Raw genomic sequence first — 17,683 nt, 5'->3', positions numbered from 1 at the left:
ATTAGTCCATTTAAAAAAATAGACAAAAACGTATAATAAGAATCACAAGGAACACGTCGAAACGACGAATAAAGGAGGATGTATATGAGAAAAAACATGAAAAAACTCACAGTCGCAACAGTGATCGGTGCTATGACAGTTACTGCACTTGCACCAGTAAGCGCACAGGCGAAAGACAAAACTCTGACAGTTGCAATCTGGGATAACGGACAGAAAGCCGGACTTCAGGAAATTATGGATGAGTTTACAAAAGAGACCGGAATCAAAACTGAACTTCAGGTAGTAGAGTGGAGCAGCTACTGGACACTTCTTGAAGCAGGTGCATCAGGCGGAGACATGCCGGACGTATTCTGGATGCATTCCAATGAAGCTGTAAGATATATGTCCAATGATATCTTACTTGATCTGACAGACAAGATTGCAGACAGCGACAAACTGGAAATGGACAAATTCCCGAAAGATATCAAAGAAATGTATCAGTGGGACGGAAAAACATACGCAGTACCGAAGGACATCGATACAATTGCTATGTGGTACAACAAAGATATGTTTGATGAAGCAGGAATCGATTATCCGGACGGAAGCTGGACATGGGATGAATTCTATGACATTGCAGAAAAACTTACAAAAGAAGACGGAAGCCAGTACGGTTTTGCAGCAAACCCGTCTAACGAGCAGGATACATGGATGAATATTGTTTACTCCATGGGCGGACGTGTACTGACAGATGACAACAAATCCGGTTTTGATGATCCAAACACTATCAAAGCAATGGAATTCGTTGACAAATGCGTTAAAAATGTAATGCCTCCTGCATCTACAATGTCCGAAACAGGTACAGACGTACTCTTCGGATCTGGCAAGGTAGCTATGATTTCTCAGGGATCCTGGATGGTATCTGCTTTCAAAGACAACGATTATATCAAAGAGCACTGTGATGTGGCAAGACTTCCGAAAGATGCTGAAACAGGAGAGAGCGTATCTCTTTACAATGGTCTTGGATGGGCAGCATCTGCAAACACAGATATGCCGGACGAAGCTTTCCAGCTTATTGAGTGGTTCGGTACAAAAGATATGCAGCAGAAACAGGCTGACCTTGGTGTAACAATGGCAGCTTACGAAGGAATGTCCGATGGATGGGTTAACAGTGTTGACTGCTTCAACTTACAGCCATACATGGATGCAATGGACAATATCGTATTCAGACCACACACAAATGCAACACTTGCATGGTGGAACCCAATGTGCGAAGAACTGAAGAAACCATGGAATGATGAAGAAAGCATGGATGATGCATGCAAGAATATCGTTACTATTATGAACGATGCCATCGCAGAAGAGTCCTATTAATTAATATTCAGCAAAACCATTCATAAAAAATAAGAAACAGGAAAGCTGCCGCAGAAAAGATTCCGATTATGTGATAACCGCAGAAGTCACAACAGGTATGCAGATGTGCGGCAGTTTTCCGTTCAAATCAGCAACAAAATTTTACGATAAGAAGGAGTGAGAACCGTGGCAAATCCAAAAAAAGGTACCAGTCAGGCGCGGAATGAATTCATCTGGGGATGGGCGTTCATTCTTCCTACAATGCTTGGTCTGATCATCTTAAATATCTATCCGATTTTTAAGACCATTTATGAGAGCTTTTTCAAGACCGGAGATTTCGGTAAGGGAAATATCTTCATTGGTTTTGACAACTATGTAAAGCTGTTCCATGATGCGGAAGTATGGCAGGCATTATTAAATACATTTAAATATGCCATTGTGGAAGTTCCGTTTTCCATTGCTATCGCACTTGTACTGGCAGTTTTATTAAACCGTAAAATGAAAGGCCGTGCTGTTTACAGAACTATTTTCTTCCTGCCTATGGTTGCTGCTCCGGCTGCGATCGCCATGGTATGGAGATGGTTGTTTAACTCAGAATTCGGTCTTCTCAATCACATTTTTCACACAAAGATCAACTGGATCTCTGATCCGAAGATCGCAGTCTATGCGATCGCAGTGATCGGTGTATGGTCTATCATCGGCTACAATATGGTACTTTTCCTGTCCGGTCTGCAGGAAATCCCAAGAGATTATTATGAAGCAGCAAGCATTGACGGAGCAACTGGTGTGAAACAGTTCTTCCATATTACAATCCCGCTGCTTTCACCGACCATCTTCTTTGTAATGGTTACCCGTGTCATCGGTGCCATGCAGGTATTCGACCTGATCTTCATGGTTATGGACAGAAACAGTCCTGCACTTTACAAAACACAGTCACTTGTTTACCTGTTCTACCAGAATTCCTTTGTACAGAATAACAAAGGTTATGGTTCAACAATCGTCGTACTTCTTCTGGTTGTAATTATGATCATGACAGTATTCCAGAATATTGCGCAGAAGAAGTGGGTTCATTATAACTAAGGAGGGATAATTATGTCAGCAAGAGATAAAGCAAACAGAGTTCTGATCCATGTTATCCTGATACTGGTATCTATTACCATGCTGGTTCCTTTCTTATGGATGATTCTGACAGCTTTCAAAACTATGACAGAGGCAACCTCTGTCAACCCGTTCGTAATCCTCCCGTCTACATGGAGATGGGACAGTTTTAGAGAAGTAAGCGCAAATATGGATTTCTTACATCTGTATATCAATACCTTACTTCTGATCCTGGGTCGTGTTGTATGTGCGGTTCTGACAGCAACACTGGCAGGCTATGCATTTGGACGTCTGAACTTCAGGGGGAAAAACCTGATGTTCTCTCTGGTCCTTTTCCAGATGATGGTTCCTGGACAGATTTTCATTATCCCACAGTACTTAATGGTAAGCAAAATGGGAATGCTCAATACCATTTTTGCCTTGGTATTTCCCGGTATTGTTACTGCATTTGGTACATTCCTCCTCAAACAGGCTTATATGGGACTTCCAAAAGATCTGGAAGAGGCTGCACGTCTTGACGGATGTAACATCGGTCAGACTTTCCTGTTCATCATGGCTCCTCTGACACGTTCTTCCATGGTGGCACTGGGAATCTTCACAGCAGTATTTGCATACAAAGATCTGATGTGGCCTTTGATCTGTAACAAAGATGTAATGCCTCTGTCAGCAGCACTTGCAAAAATGCAGGGACAGTACACTAACAACTATCCGCAGCTGATGGCAGCATCTCTGCTTGCATGTATCCCGATGATCGTACTGTATCTGATTTTCCAGAAACAGTTCATTGAAGGTATTGCAACATCAGGCGGTAAGCTGTAATAAAAATAAACAATAAGTATTAAGTAAAAGTTCAGGTGTTCAGAAAGATTAATTGTTTGATCTGAGCTGCACAGGCAGGCTTTGTTATAAAAAATGAAAACTATAACAGGGCTTGCCTGAAACTGGATTTGATAATATTTAGAGTGTGTCTGAAAAATGCTTTCCCCAAGATGTGCGTCACAATTTGCGGGAATGGTTTTTTAAACATGCTCTAGAGAAAGAAAACTGAAATATAAAATAAAAAAAGATAAATGAAAGGAAGAGGTAGATAGAAATGAAACCAGGAAGTCTCTTTGACAGAATATTTGGATTTTTAGGTCAGTTGATCGCATTAAATTTGCTGTGGATCGTGTGCTCTCTTCCGATTATCACAGCAGGGGCATCCACCACTGCATTATTTTACTGTACATTGAAGCTCCATAAAGATGGAGATATCAGAGTACTTCATGATTTTTTTAAGAGTTTTAAGCAGAATTTCAGGCAGTCCACACTGATCTGGATTCTGATGGCTGCAGCAGGAATATTTATTTATATGGAAAAAGAAGCTCTGGCAACAATGCCGGGATCCATGTCACAGATTTTTAATTATGTGATCTTTGCGGTATATATTCCTCTGGTGGCAGTTGCACTGTATGTATTTCCAACAGTTGCAGCATTTGAAAATAAAACAATGACTTTGATCACAAACGCATTTTATTTTGCGGTTAAACATATAGGTTATGCCTTAGCTGTGGCAGTGATTACAATCCTGCCAATGACAATGACACTTGTAGATGCAAAACTTTTCCCGGTATATCTGCTGATCTGGCTGATGTTTGGATTCTCCCTGACTGCCTATGCAGATTCCTGGTTTATGTGGAAACTGTTCAAGCCCTACTTCAAAGAGGAGGAAGAGGGACATCACTACGTGGACACAGAACCTGATCAGTACGCGTTTTAACCGAAACAAACAGCGATACCTGGTTACATAAAAAATAGATAGAACATCTATAAAATAGAAAGAACAAAGAAATGAGAGGTACAGAGTATGGAATGGATCAAATATCACGAGGCAGAGAAAGTATTCGACCTGAGAACAGAGCACAGCACTTATCAGATGCAGGTAAGAGAGTATGATACTCTGGTTCATCTGTATTATGGAAGTCCGGTAGGCGATGCACTGATCACAGACAGGATCGTATGTGTGGACAGAGGATTTTCAGGAAATCCTTATGAGGCAGAAAAGGACAGAACATTTTCATTAGATACCCTGCCACAGGAATATACTGCATATGGAAATGGTGATTATCGTATCAATGGCCTGGAGACAGAGCAGGCAGACGGCAGTGATACTGCAAATCTGAAATTTGAGTCCTATGAGATTACAAAAGGAAAGTACAGCCTGAAAGGGCTTCCTGCAATGTTTGCAAAGGAAGATGAGGCAGAGACACTGGAAATTGTTTTGACAGACCGTGTCAGCGGACTGAAAGCACATCTTCTCTATGGTGTATTTCCACATCTTGATGTAATCACCAGAGCGGTACGCCTGGAAAATACAGGTACAGCACCGGTTACAGTAAAAAAAGCAATGTCTATGGAAATGGACTATGAATACAGAGAACTGGATGCAGTCCATTTCTATGGCAGGCACATTATGGAACGCCAGATGGAGAGAACTCACCTTGGTCATGGCAACTGGTCTGTGGGAAGTATCCGCGGAACCTCCAGCCACCATCACAATCCATTTGTAATCCTCTGTGACAGAAATACAGAGGAAACTTATGGAGATTGCTATGGATATGCACTTGCATACAGTGGAAACTTCTTATTTGAAACAGAGGTGGATCAGGTAGGACATACCCGTGTGGCAATGGGAATCCATCCTTATCATTTCTCCTGGACACTGGAACAGGGAGAGAGTTTTGAGACACCGGAAGTGATCATGGCATACTCAGCAGAAGGCTTTGGAAAACTTTCCAGAATCTACCATGATGCATACAGAAGCAATCTTATCCGCAGCAAATACACAGAGCAGCCAAGACCGATCCTGGTAAATAACTGGGAAGCAACTTATTTTGATTTTGACGCAGATAAGATTTACCACATTGCAGAAGAGGCAAAAAATATCGGACTGGATATGTTTGTTCTGGATGACGGATGGTTTGGAAAGAGAGACAATGACTGGTGTGCACTTGGTGACTGGGAAGTAAATGAAGAAAAGATTAAAGGCGGGCTTCCTGCACTTGCAGAGAAGATTCATGGACTTGGACTGAAATTCGGTCTGTGGGTAGAGCCGGAGATGATCTCTGAGGATAGTGATCTCTACAGAGAGCATCCAGACTGGGCACTGAAGATCCCGGGACGTGCCATGAACCGAAGCAGATATCAGTTAAATCTGGATATTACCAGAAAAGAAGTACGTGAACACATTATGAACCAGATCTTTAAGGTTCTGGATGCATGCAAGGCTGATTATGTGAAATGGGATATGAACCGAAGCGTAGATAACGTATTCTCAGCAGCTCTTCCAAAGGAACATCAGGGAGAGGTTTACCACAGATATGTGCTGGCTGTTTATGAAATGATGGAAAGCCTGGTACAGAGATATCCGGATCTTCTGTTTGAGTCCTGCTCAGGCGGAGGCGGAAGATTTGAGGCGGGAATGCTTTACTATTCTCCGCAGATCTGGTGCAGTGACAATACAGATGCTATTGACAGACTGAAAATCCAGTATGGTACCTCCTTCGGATATCCCATAAGTGCAATGGGCGCACATGTCAGCGTATGCCCGAACCATCAGTCTGGAAGAACGACTCCTTTTGAGACAAGAGGAATTGTTGCATCCGCAGGTACCTTTGGCTATGAGCTGGATCTGATGAAGATGTCCGAAGAAGAGAAAAAGACAGCCAGAGAGCAGATTCTGAAGTATAAAGAAATGGAGCATCTGGTACAGTCCGGAGACTACTATCGTCTGGTGAACCCATTCGAAAACAACAACCATGTACTTTGGCAGTTCGTATCCAAGGACAAAAAAGAGACAGTTGTATGTGGCGTAAGACTCCACAGCGAAGCTAATCCGTATATCTATCTTTTCTATCCTCAGGGACTGGATGCAGATCTGCATTACGAAGACATTGCAACCGGAAAAGTATACACAGGCGCAGCACTGATGAAAGCAGGACTGCCATTACCACTGACAACAGGTGATTACCAGCCAATCAGATTTACATTTAAGGCAGTGGAGAAATAATTACCGAATCAAATAAGTTATCTGATTCAATTGTAGGTGACTGTTTGAACATAATAAAAAGATGAAAACCAGTAATTAAGTTTATTAATAGCAGATAAGCTTAGTTACTGGCTTTTTTTGTCCTTTGCCATCTATAGATATCAATCAATAAATAATCACAAAATTTTATATGATATATCTTTATAAGATGTTGTAGAATGATGTAAAATAGTCGTAGAATTATAAAAAACGAGGCAGGTAAAGAAAAATGAAAGAGAAAATCAAAAAAATGCCGGGAAGAATCAGAAATTATTTTTGCTCACATATGAGTGCGCAGGTTACAGTAACAGTAGTATTACTTCTGATTCTGGCAGGTCTGGTCCTTCAGATTTACGTAAAAAATCAATATTTTAATTATCTGCTCAGGAATACCAGATCAATGGAAGAATCCATGATTGAAACATCGACGATTAATATTGATGCAAATCTGAAGGATATCATCAGTGCTGCATGCAATGTAGGAGTTAATGAGACATTAAGAGTTCTGGTAGAAAACACGGAAGCAGACGGAATACTTCTGGCAAAAGAAAAACTGACATTGGGCAGCAGAATGGATGATATTGCTCATCAGATTGGAAGTGTTGTATCTATTGCAATTGTATCAGATGAAGGTCTGTGGCAGGAGTATGGGGTTTATTGGTACCAGACATCTTCAAAAGGAGTATGGGAAGATGGCAATCTGGATAAACTTCAGGAAATATATGAAAAGACCATGGCACTTCAGAAAGAGAAAGCAAATGTCAGGTACTATGTAGAGACAGATCCTGCTGTTCACAGTCAGTGGCCGCAGATAAGAATGGTACATATTGCAGTTCCGCTGATTGGAAAAACTTACAGTTATTCTCATGTGAAAAATGTAGCGGTCGTATCTTTCGATATGGGAGATATTCTGGAAAAAAGTGCTTTTGACAGAGTAGCTGATAAACCTCTTTCGATTGGATATATTGCAGATGAAAATAACAGAATCATTTACCATCCAAATGAAGAGTACGATGGAATGACAGTGGAAAGTTACAGAAAAACGCTGGACAGTACCGAGAATATCAGCAGATCATTAAAATATTTTGGATGGACAGCATATATTACCACGGATCTTGGAAAAATGCGTGCACAGGTTAACCAGATGTATACCAGAAGCATTTATGTATATCTGTTTTTGTTGTGTATCTGTGGATTTTTATGGCAGTTTACAATACGAAGAGTATTAAAACCAATTGATATTATACGGGATTCTATGCGAAATATTAAACTTTCCAAGAATCTTCCGAAGATAGAAGTAAAGGGAACCAATGAGATATGGCAGTTGGCTGGTTATTATAACGAAATGGCGGAAACTCTGGAACGACAGTACAAGGAAATACGTAGATATTATCGTGAAAAGAATCTTTCTATCCGTCAGAAAAATAAGGCAGAGAAAGAAGCTCTGGAATCACAGATCAATGCACATTTTCTCTGCAATACACTGACTGCGATCAATTATAATGCGATAGATAATGAAGATTATGAGGTAGCAGATCTTCTGAAAAAGCTTTCCAATATGCTTTCATATACATTCTCAAGGAAGCTTGTGTCAGTAAGTCTGGGGCAGGAACTGAGATGGGTAGAGCAGTATCTATATCTGCAGAAGTTCAGGCTTATGGATGTGTTTGACTACGAGATTGAATTTCAGGAAGAATACGGCGAATGGCCATGCTGTAAACTGTTTATTCAGCCATTTGTGGAGAATTCTATCCTTCATGGTTTTGAAGGAAGAGAAAGCGGGGGAATGATCCGTATTACGGGTCACATTGATGGATCCAGATTCCGTCTTTGCATTGAAGATAATGGATGTGGAATGAATGAAGATACAGAGAAACTGATGCAGCAGATTCTTATGGAAAAGCATACTTTGGATTTGGCAGGAACAGGAATCGGGATTCAGAATGTAGTGACAAGACTGCGAATGTATTATGGAGAAGAACTTTCTGTAGTTTTGGAATCAGAACCTGAAAAGGGGACAAAATTTACTTTCTGGCTTCCAATACCAGAGAATCCGGAGAAAGATATAGAGTAAATAAATGTAGCAAAAAAAGTAACAGAGGAGGTCTTTATACATTGAGAATTTTAATTGCAGAAGATGAGCAGAGAACCAGACAGGGATTAGTAAGGGTTTTGCAGAGCCTGAGGGATGAGTATGAGATTGTGGCACAGGCATCTAATGGAAAAGCAGCGCTGGAAATGATTCTGGAACAGAAGCCGGATGTGGTTTTTATTGATATCAAGATGCCGTTTATGGACGGGCTTTCAGTAATAGAAGCTGCCAGAGCTCAGGGAATTAAGGCAGAATTTGTGATTGTAAGTGCATATGCAGATTTTGATTTTGCCAAGCAGTCAATTTCTCTTGGTGTAATAGAGTATCTTCTGAAACCTCTTACAAGAGATGAGGCAGAAGCAGTACTGAAGAAAATTGAGAATAAGATCAGTGGAAAAAATAGCTATTCCCGCAGAAAATCCAGAAATTTGAGAGATAAATATCCGGATGCCCACCCTATGATTCTGCAAGCTCTGGATATCATACAGAGTGGATATGCCGGAAAAATAAGCCAGAAGAAATTGGCAGAAGATCTTGGGCTGAGCCAGGAATATTTCAGTTATCTTTTTGGAAAAAATATCGGAGAAAATTTCAGCACTTTTCTAAGGGAGTATAGAATTGAACAGGCACAGTATATGTTGAGGGAAGAAATATGTGATCAGAGGGATGTTCCTTATCAGGTAGGATTTTCCGATTCTAAATACTTCAAAAAAGTCTTTCGCGAGGTGACAGGAAAGAGTCCATCTGAATATCTGTCAGAAATAAAAGAGTAAAAATATAAGAAATATATGGAAAATATCCTGAAAATCTTAAAATATTTCCTTAATCTTAAAATATTATCCGTACAAAATTCCTTTTTCCATAAAATCTTGGGTTATGCGGTGGAAATTTGAATGGTAAAATATATACAACAAAACAACAGAGAGACGACTTAAAATTGTGCAACTAACCAAAACAAAATTCAACTAAGAAGGAAAAAGGGAGGAAAAAACATGAAAAAAACATTATTTACAGCAACATTATTGGCGGCTTCGCTGATGGCGGCATCAACTGTACAGGCAGCTCCGCAGGAAGTTACAATGTGGCATTATTTTGATCAGAAGCCAGAGCAGGAAATGCTCGCAGACATGGTTGAAGAATATAATTCTTTACAGGATGATATTCACATCAATGCAACATTCGTATCCAGAACAGAGTTAATGAACCAGTACACAGTTGGAGCACTTTCAGGAGAACTTCCTGATATCGGACAGGTAGATTCACCGGATATGGAATCCTACATATCTCTCGGAGTATTCGAAGATATCACTGATGAGCTGGAATCATGGGGAGAACTGGATCAGTTCTATGATGGACCATTAAGCTCCTGTAAAGACCCTGATGGAAAAGTTTACGGACTTCCACAGAATAGTAACTGTCTTGCACTTGCTTGCAATATGGATCTTCTGAAAGCAGCCGGATATGATCATATGCCGCAGAGTCTTGATGAGTTCAAGGAAATGGTTGCAGCAACAACAGATGCATCCAATGATGTATACGGATTCGCAATGTGTGCAGTATCTACAGAAGAAGGAACATTCCAGATCCTTCCATGGCTGAGATCTGTACAGAATGGAACTGGCGTTAATGTTGATAATATTACTGCTGATTCTGCTGTAAATGGATTACAGACACTTGGAGATTTTGTAGCAAACGGATACATGAGTAAAGAGTGTGTAAACTGGACACAGGCAGATGCATGGAATCAGTTCTGCGCAGGAAAAGCTGCATTTGCAGAATGTGGAACATGGCATCTGGCACAGACAGATGCAATCAACGGAGCATTTGAATATGACTTTACACTTCTTCCAACAGGCGACGAAGGAACCTCTACATCTACAATCGGTGGTGAGAACTTTGGTGTCTGCAAAGAATCAGAAAACAAAGAAGCATGTGCTAAATTCCTTGAGTGGCTCTGCTCACAGGAAAACGAAGCAAAATGGGCAGCTGTAGGCGGAAAGATTCCTACAAGACAGGATGCGACAGCTGAATACACATTTGAGCAGGATGGATTTAAGGTATTTACAGATGAAATGAATTATGCGCAGGCTCGTGGACCGCACGCTGAATGGCCATCTATTTCTGAAGCGGTTTATACAGCAACACAGTCTGTAATCGTAGACGGAACATCTGCAAAAGACGCTCTTGAAACAGCAGCAGCTAAAATTAATCCAATCGTAGAAGAAACTCCTCTTCCTGAAAGCAACTAAAACTAACAAACAGAGAAGGATGTGGCTTTAATGGCAGCAAAGTCTAGGACTATGGCGCAGCAAAAGACAAAAGAAGCATACTGTTTCATTGTACCTGCATTTATTTATATGATCCTTGTGCTGGGATACCCGATCGTTTATAACATTATTCTCAGTCTTAAGGATGTAAATGTAAAGAACCTGAAATCAGGAACTTCCGTATTTGTCGGATTACAGAACTATATTGATTTATTCCATGATCCGACATTTCTTCTGGTTCTGCGCAATACATTTATTTTTACAATAGCTTGTCTTATTTTCCAGTTTACCATCGGATTTGCATTTGCGATGTTTTTCAATCAGAAATTTAAACTCGCAGGTCCGATCAGAGGTCTGATTCTTGTCAGCTATATGATGCCAATGGCAGTAACTGGTCTTCTTGGTAAAAATATCTTTTCCAATGCAGGTCTTATCAATGACCTGCTTGGAAAAATCGGAATCAGCGGTCCGGAATGGCTGGTTAACACCAGTACAGCTCTGATTGCAGTAATTATTATGAACTGCTGGGTAGGTATTCCGTTTAATATGCTCCTTCTTGTATCAGGACTTACAAGTATTTCACCGGATGTATACGAGAGCGCATCCATGGATGGAGCAAACTGGGGACAACGTTTTCTTTTTATAACTCTTCCCCTGATGAAAGAGTCAATTCTTGCAGTACTGATGTTAGGATTTATCTATACATTCCGTGCATTTGACCTGATGTATATCATGACAGCCGGAGGTCCGTTGAATTCAACAGATGTACTGGGAACATATTCTTATATGTTATCATTTACACAGTTTAACTTTTCAAAAGGTGCGGCAGTTGCAATGGTACTGTTTGCATGCCTGTTCCTTATTGGTCTGTTCTATCTGAAACTGTTATCAAAAGAAGAGGAGGAAGGCTGATATGGATAATATGACAGGTGCTGAAAAGGCAAAAGAGATCAGAAATTCGATATTTGCACTTCTTATTGCATTTATCTTCTTATTTCCGATTTACTGGCTGATACAGATTTCATTTAAGTCAGATGCAGAAACATTTGGAAAGGTTCTTACCTATTTTCCACATGATTTCACCTTTGAACCGTGGCTGGAAAACTTAACAGATAAAACGTTTCTGATATCTTTGAAAAACAGTTTTCTTAATGGACTTTTGACAATGGCAATTGCTCTGGTACTCGGTGTCCCGGCAGCATATGGAATGGGAAGATACAGAGTAAAAGGTGGAAATGTTTTCCTTCTTACATTTCTGATTTCACAGATGCTTCCTCCATCCCTGACATTGACCCCAATGTATCTGATTTTCAGTAAATTGGGCTTTCTTGGAAATCATCTGACAGCTCCGGTTGCGATTGCAGCCAGTTCTATACCGTTTGTAATCGTAACATTGAGACCTTATTTCAGAAGTATTCCGGTATCATTGGATGAGGCCGCAAGACTGGATGGATGCGGATCGGTAAAAGCATTTCTTATGGTTATGCTTCCGGCAGTAAAAACAGGAATTATTACTATTATGGTTATTTCATTCCTGAACGGCTGGAATGATCTGGTATATTCAATGACATTTAATGTTGCAGAGATAATGAGACCTTTGACAGCGAATATTTATAAATTCCAGAGTGCATATGGTACAAGATGGAACTGTATCATGGCTTATGGTGCAATACTGGTACTTCCGGTAATTCTGATGTTTATTTTCTTACAGAAATATATTGTAGGCGGTCTTGTCGCAGGTGCGGTAAAAGACTGATAAAATAAAGCTATTATTTATATTATAAACAAGTTCAGCGGATTAGAACAAAACAGATAAAACTGCAGTTCCAATTCGCTGAAACTCCATTAAGAATGAAAAGGAGAAGGCAGAAATGGCAAATCAGGAAGAAGTAAGAGACGTATATGGGTATTTTGAGCAAAAAGGAAATGCGCTGTGCTACCGTTATGAGGCTGAACGGGTAAGAATTGAGCCGTGGGGTGCTGACAGCCTTCGTGTACGTGCATGGAAAACCGCAGAGATGGATCCGGCAGACTGGGCATTGATCAAACCAGAGAAGGAAATCACACCGGAAATCGAAGTTCGCGAAGACGGAGCAACGATCCGTAATGGTAAGATCCGTGCAGAGATTAATCTGATCGGTAAAATTGCATTTTATAATCAGAAAGGAGAACTTTTACTGGATGAGTATGTCCGCAACAGAAAAGATATGTTCGGAAATACCTGCAGTTCTCTTGAAGTAGAAGCCAGAGAATTTAAGCCTATCACAGGTGGGGATTACAGACTGACAATGCGTTTTGTTTCCACACCGGAGGAGAAAATATATGGTATGGGCCAGTATCAGCAGCCATACCTTGATGTAAAGGGAGCTGATCTTGAACTGGCACACAGAAATTCACAGGCAAGTGTTCCGTTCATGCTTTCTAGTCTTGGATATGGATTCTTGTGGAATAATCCGGCTGTAGGACGTGTAAATTTTGGCAAAAATATTACAACATGGGAAGCATTTTCTTCCAAGAAACTGGATTATTGGATCACAGCAGGTGACACACCGGCCGAAATCGAAGAAGCTTATGCAAATGCAACAGGCAAAGTTCCGATGATGCCGGAATATGCAATGGGATTCTGGCAGTGCAAACTTCGTTATCAGACACAGGAAGAACTTCTTGAAGTAGCAAGAGAATATAAACGCCGTAACCTCCCGATTTCTGTAATAGTTGTTGACTTCTTTCACTGGCCAATGCAGGGCGAATGGAAATTTGACCCGACATACTGGCCGGATCCGGATGCAATGATCAAAGAACTGAAAGATATGGGAATTGAACTGATGGTTTCCATCTGGCCGACAGTAGATTACAGAAGCGAGAATTTCAATGAAATGAAGAGTAAAGGTCTTCTGATCCGCGTAGATTCCGGATATCCGATATCCATGGATTTTCAGGGAAATACACTTCATTACGATGCAACTAATCCGGAAGCACGTGAATATGTATGGGAAAAAGCAAAGAAGAATTATTATGATAAAGGTGTAAAAGTATTCTGGCTGGATGAAGCAGAACCGGAATATACAGTTTATGATTTCGAGAATTATCGTTATCATCTCGGACCGGATATTCAGGTTGGAAATATTTATCCTGTTATGTATGCAAAGACATTTTTTGATGGAATGAAAGCAGAAGGACAGGAGAACATTATCAATCTTCTCCGCTGCGCATGGGCCGGTTCACAGAAATATGGTGCACTGGTCTGGTCCGGAGACATCAAATCTTCCTTCCCGAGTATGAAAAATCAGGTTGCAGCAGGTCTTAATATGGGAATTGCAGGTATTCCGTGGTGGACAACAGATATCGGCGGATTTTTCGGAGCAAATATAAATGATCCGGAATTCCATGAACTTCTGGTCCGTTGGTTTGAATATGGATGCTTCTGTCCGGTTATGAGACTTCACGGATATCGCTGGCCGCTTCAGCCTCAGTATGGTACAACTGGTGGAGCTACATGTGTATCAGGAGCACCAAATGAGGTATGGAGTTACACAGATCAGGTTTGTGAGATTCTGTCAGATTATTTGAGATTAAGAGAGCGCATGCTTCCATATATTACAGAATTGATGGAGGAGGCTCATGAAAAAGGAACTCCTGTTATGCGTCCGCTGTTCTATGACTTCCCGGAAGACAAAGAAAGTTGGAATGTAGAGACAGAGTATATGTTTGGACCAAAAGTTCTGGTAAAACCGATCACAGATGCAGATGCACGTGAGACAGATGTATATCTTCCTGGTGGAGCCTCCTGGACAAATGCATGGACAGGTGAAACCTTTGAAGGTGGACAGAAAGTACATGTGGCAGCACCGATCGAGCAGATTCCATTGTTTACAAGAGATGGTTACAAACTGCCGATGAAATAAAGAAGTTTAAAGATCAGGAGGGTGTCGCAGAATTATCGAGGGATAATTTTCGACACCCTTTTAAAGAACATTTAACGGTGTCACCGCTGATCCAAATGGATGATAAAGGAGAAGAAAAAATGGGAAAAGCAGCAAATTCAAGTATTTCTCTTAAACAGATTCATGTTACAGATAATTTTTGGAATAAATATGTGCATCTGGTAAAGGATGTGATTATTCCTTATCAGTGGGATATTCTGAATGATAAACTGGAAGATGTAGAAACCAGTCATTGTATAGAAAATTTCAAAATTGCAGCAGGAGAAAAAGAGGGAGAATTTCAGGGCGCCGTATTTCAGGATACGGATGTTGCAAAATGGCTGGAAGCAGTTGGTTTTGTGTTAAATTATGAAAGAGATGAAAAGCTGGAAGAATTGGCTGATGAGACGATTGAACTGATCGGACGTGCACAGCAGCCGGATGGATATTTAAATACATATTTTACGATCAAAGAACCGGATGGACGATGGAGTAATCTTATGGAAGGTCATGAGCTTTATACAGCAGGGCATATGATCGAGGCAGCAGTAGCATACTATGAAGCAACCGGAAAACGTAGATTCCTGGAAATTGTATCAAAATTTGCAGATCTTGTCTGCCAGACTTTCGGATCGGAAGAGGGAAAAATCCATGGATATCCGGGACATCAGGAAATAGAACTGGCACTTGTAAAGCTTTACCGTGTAACACGTGAGAAAAAATATCTGGATCTGGCAAAATATTTCATAGATCTGAGAGGTACTGGCAAAAATTATTTTCTGGAGGAGGAAAAGAGACCGGGACATAAGCGTATTTTTCCGGATTTTGTAAATTATGATACCATGTATGCGCAGGCACATAAACCGGTAAGAAAACAGAGGACAGCAGAAGGACACGCTGTAAGAGCAAACTATATGTATTCTGCAATGGCAGACCTGGCATATGAATATCAGGATAAAGAATTACAGCAGGCATGCCGAAACTTGTGGGATAATATGGTGCACAAAAGAATGTATATTACAGGAAGTGTTGGATCTTCTGGATTCTTGGAACGATTTACAACAGATTATGATCTGCCAAATGACAGCAATTATTCTGAGACATGTGCTACGATTGCACTTGCTATGTTTGGAAAGAGAATGGCAGATATGGAGAAGGATGCTTCTTATATGGATGTAGTGGAACGGGCTTTATATAATACACTTTTATCAGGCATAGCTATGGATGGAAAAAGCTTTTTTTATGTAAATCCTCTGGAAGTATGGCCGGTAAGCTGTATGCCGAGAACTTCACGCGAACATGTGAAACCTGTCAGGCAGAAATGGTTTGGTGTTGCATGCTGCCCGCCAAACATTACCAGAACATTGGCATCTCTTGGACAATACATCTATTTCCAAGAAGAAAATGAAATTTACGTAAATCTGTATGTTGCAAATGAAACAGAAGTTACACTTAATGGAGTTCCGTTCAAAATTACGTTAAAAGGAAATTTCCCATGGGAAAACAAGATGACAGTTTCTGTAGATGGTGTGCAAGAAACTGAGGCGATGATCGCATTCAGGGTTCCGGCATATGCAGAGAATTTCAAAATTTTGAGAAACGGTAAAGAAGAGAATCTGACAGAAGACCATGGATATATTAAAATTTCCGGAAAAATGTATAAAGAAACATTTGAAATAAGTTTTGATGCAGAGCCAGTATTTGTTCATGCAAATCCACAGGTAAGAGTTGACAGTGCAAAAGTGGCAGTAGTAAAGGGACCTCTGGTTTACTGTGTGGAAGAAGCGGATAACGGGGAGAATCTTTCTTCTGTTATGGTTAATACTGATCAGAAGATTGAAGAAACATATGATGACGAACTTCTGGAAGGATGCAGTGTACTCCATATAACCGGCAAAAAAATTTCAGAGAAGGGTTGGAATGAAGGAATATTGTATCAGAACAGAAAAGTAGAACTGGAAGATGTTAAATTGACACTGGTACCATATTGTTATTGGGGAAATCGTGAAAATGGAGAAATGCTTGTGTGGATGAAGGAACTTTTTTATATGTAATTCGCTGATAAAATAAAGGAAAAATAAAAGGAGATCACAGAAAAATATGTGGTCTCCTTTTGGTCTGTTCAGTATTTGTTTGATTATAGGCTGACAATTATTTTTTCTTTTTGGAATTATGCTCCGGTTCCGGATTCATCCCGTCGATTATATGCTCAATCATCATCTTTTTTACATAAACATCAAAGCTTAACAGACAGATAAAGGAAAATCTTTTCAGGTTCGCCTGATCTTCTTCATCTGCGTCCCCGAAAGTATCCTGTGCTGTTTTGTATTTGCGCAGAAGGTCTTTTTTCAGGGATTCAATCTGTTCCTTTTCCATGCTGAAAACTTCATTATAAATATAAGTCATATCTTTCTCAGTCATGGATTTAAAATATTTCTGCGTGATCGGTGTGAGCAGAGTCTGGATATCATTGATGGAAAGAATATTCTTGAAATAGTAAATAAAAATCAGCATCAGCACATGTTCTTTGGAATAACGTTTCTTCTCAGGCGGGGGAAGGAGCTTATTCTTTGCATAATTGTTGATCATAGTCTTGGTGAGAATCTTGTCGTCTGCGTAACGTTTGGAAGAAACGAGCTGTTCTTCCATAAAGGTTGTTACCTGATCCATATATAAATCAATATTTGGGATGTCTTCCGGTTTAATATAGTCAATCCTGGATACACTTTCCAGAATGCTGTTTATCATGTCTTTATCATCGATTGTCATCTTTTATCACCTCTGTTCCTTATTATATAGTTTTAAATACTACTTGTAAATGTTTTTTTTACTCATTACAGAATTTATATCCGCTTGAATAACTGCGCGTCGCATTCTCGTTACTTTAGCCTGCAAATAAAAAGTCAAT

General features: G+C 40.2%; 14 protein-coding genes. 12 read left to right on the top strand and 2 right to left on the bottom strand.

Annotated features, from left to right (window positions below):
* Positions 1-84: 84 nt before the first annotated feature.
* The 3 genes from LJE09_RS11495 (at position 85) to LJE09_RS11485 (ending at position 3,246) form a co-directional block, all read left to right on the top strand.
* Positions 85-1,350: an ABC transporter substrate-binding protein gene (locus LJE09_RS11495; RefSeq protein ID WP_330575069.1), complete on the top strand. Its 1,266-nt coding sequence runs from the start codon at positions 85-87 to the stop codon at positions 1,348-1,350.
* A 165-nt stretch (positions 1,351-1,515) separates the two neighbouring features.
* Positions 1,516-2,409: a carbohydrate ABC transporter permease gene (locus LJE09_RS11490; protein ID WP_118330157.1), complete on the top strand. Its 894-nt coding sequence runs from the start codon at positions 1,516-1,518 to the stop codon at positions 2,407-2,409.
* Between the two features lie 12 nt (positions 2,410-2,421).
* Positions 2,422-3,246, top strand: coding sequence for a carbohydrate ABC transporter permease (locus LJE09_RS11485; RefSeq protein ID WP_008706570.1), 825 nt, complete (start codon positions 2,422-2,424; stop codon positions 3,244-3,246).
* Here the strand turns inward: LJE09_RS11485 and LJE09_RS19195 are convergent.
* A complete protein-coding gene (locus LJE09_RS19195; protein ID WP_368199794.1) occupies positions 3,132-3,440 on the bottom strand; it encodes a DUF6783 domain-containing protein in 309 nt (102 codons plus the stop codon). The genes LJE09_RS11485 and LJE09_RS19195 overlap by 115 nt on opposite strands.
* Before the next feature lie 80 nt (positions 3,441-3,520).
* Between LJE09_RS19195 and LJE09_RS11480 the strand changes: the two genes are divergently transcribed.
* From LJE09_RS11480 to LJE09_RS11440, 9 genes are all read left to right on the top strand, one after another.
* Positions 3,521-4,186: a YesL family protein gene (locus tag LJE09_RS11480; RefSeq protein WP_118565985.1), complete on the top strand. Its 666-nt coding sequence runs from the start codon at positions 3,521-3,523 to the stop codon at positions 4,184-4,186.
* A gap of 87 nt (positions 4,187-4,273) precedes the next feature.
* Positions 4,274-6,475, top strand: a complete 2,202-nt coding sequence (locus tag LJE09_RS11475) for an alpha-galactosidase (RefSeq protein ID WP_161233412.1) — start codon at positions 4,274-4,276, stop codon at positions 6,473-6,475.
* Positions 6,476-6,722: 247 nt separating this feature from the next.
* Entirely contained in the window at positions 6,723-8,567 is a 1,845-nt protein-coding gene (locus LJE09_RS11470) for a sensor histidine kinase (RefSeq protein WP_025578107.1), read from the top strand.
* A gap of 41 nt (positions 8,568-8,608) precedes the next feature.
* Positions 8,609-9,358 (top strand): response regulator transcription factor, encoded by a 750-nt coding sequence (locus LJE09_RS11465; protein WP_055149581.1) that lies wholly within the window; start codon positions 8,609-8,611, stop codon positions 9,356-9,358.
* Between the two features lie 219 nt (positions 9,359-9,577).
* Positions 9,578-10,834, top strand: coding sequence for an ABC transporter substrate-binding protein (locus LJE09_RS11460; protein ID WP_196027462.1), 1,257 nt, complete (start codon positions 9,578-9,580; stop codon positions 10,832-10,834).
* Between the two features lie 30 nt (positions 10,835-10,864).
* A complete protein-coding gene (locus LJE09_RS11455; RefSeq protein ID WP_025578113.1) occupies positions 10,865-11,764 on the top strand; it encodes a carbohydrate ABC transporter permease in 900 nt (299 codons plus the stop codon).
* 1 nt (position 11,765) lies between these two features.
* Positions 11,766-12,608: a carbohydrate ABC transporter permease gene (locus LJE09_RS11450; RefSeq protein ID WP_025578115.1), complete on the top strand. Its 843-nt coding sequence runs from the start codon at positions 11,766-11,768 to the stop codon at positions 12,606-12,608.
* Positions 12,609-12,723: 115 nt separating this feature from the next.
* On the top strand, positions 12,724-14,757 hold the full coding sequence (locus LJE09_RS11445) for a glycoside hydrolase family 31 protein (RefSeq protein ID WP_025578117.1): 2,034 nt from the start codon (positions 12,724-12,726) through the stop codon (positions 14,755-14,757).
* Positions 14,758-14,876: 119 nt separating this feature from the next.
* The gene (locus LJE09_RS11440; protein ID WP_227311349.1) at positions 14,877-16,829 is read left to right on the top strand and encodes a glycoside hydrolase family 127 protein; all 1,953 of its coding nucleotides are present in this window, start codon (positions 14,877-14,879) and stop codon (positions 16,827-16,829) included.
* Between the two features lie 97 nt (positions 16,830-16,926).
* Here the strand turns inward: LJE09_RS11440 and LJE09_RS11435 are convergent, their stop codons facing one another.
* Positions 16,927-17,544, bottom strand: a complete 618-nt coding sequence (locus LJE09_RS11435) for a DUF1836 domain-containing protein (RefSeq protein ID WP_025578120.1) — start codon at positions 17,542-17,544, stop codon at positions 16,927-16,929.
* Positions 17,545-17,683: the final 139 nt, after the last annotated feature.

Source organism: Blautia sp. DFI.3.45 (assembly GCF_020593505.1).
GTDB classification, from domain to species: domain Bacteria; phylum Bacillota; class Clostridia; order Lachnospirales; family Lachnospiraceae; genus Blautia_A; species Blautia_A wexlerae.
Note: the sequence above shows the minus strand (reverse complement) of the source record. Positions and strands in the feature narration are given on the sequence as shown.

Coding starts and splice junctions, on each gene's coding strand:
- LJE09_RS11495 (WP_330575069.1), top strand. CDS start 85: ATGAGAAAAAACATGAAAAAACTCACAGTCGCAACAGTGATCGGTGCT.
- LJE09_RS11485 (WP_008706570.1), top strand. CDS start 2,422: ATGTCAGCAAGAGATAAAGCAAACAGAGTTCTGATCCATGTTATCCTG.
- LJE09_RS11480 (WP_118565985.1), top strand. CDS start 3,521: ATGAAACCAGGAAGTCTCTTTGACAGAATATTTGGATTTTTAGGTCAG.
- LJE09_RS11475 (WP_161233412.1), top strand. CDS start 4,274: ATGGAATGGATCAAATATCACGAGGCAGAGAAAGTATTCGACCTGAGA.
- LJE09_RS11470 (WP_025578107.1), top strand. CDS start 6,723: ATGAAAGAGAAAATCAAAAAAATGCCGGGAAGAATCAGAAATTATTTT.
- LJE09_RS11460 (WP_196027462.1), top strand. CDS start 9,578: ATGAAAAAAACATTATTTACAGCAACATTATTGGCGGCTTCGCTGATG.
- LJE09_RS11455 (WP_025578113.1), top strand. CDS start 10,865: ATGGCAGCAAAGTCTAGGACTATGGCGCAGCAAAAGACAAAAGAAGCA.
- LJE09_RS11450 (WP_025578115.1), top strand. CDS start 11,766: ATGGATAATATGACAGGTGCTGAAAAGGCAAAAGAGATCAGAAATTCG.
- LJE09_RS11445 (WP_025578117.1), top strand. CDS start 12,724: ATGGCAAATCAGGAAGAAGTAAGAGACGTATATGGGTATTTTGAGCAA.
- LJE09_RS11440 (WP_227311349.1), top strand. CDS start 14,877: ATGGGAAAAGCAGCAAATTCAAGTATTTCTCTTAAACAGATTCATGTT.
- LJE09_RS11435 (WP_025578120.1), bottom strand. CDS start 17,544: ATGACAATCGATGATAAAGACATGATAAACAGCATTCTGGAAAGTGTA.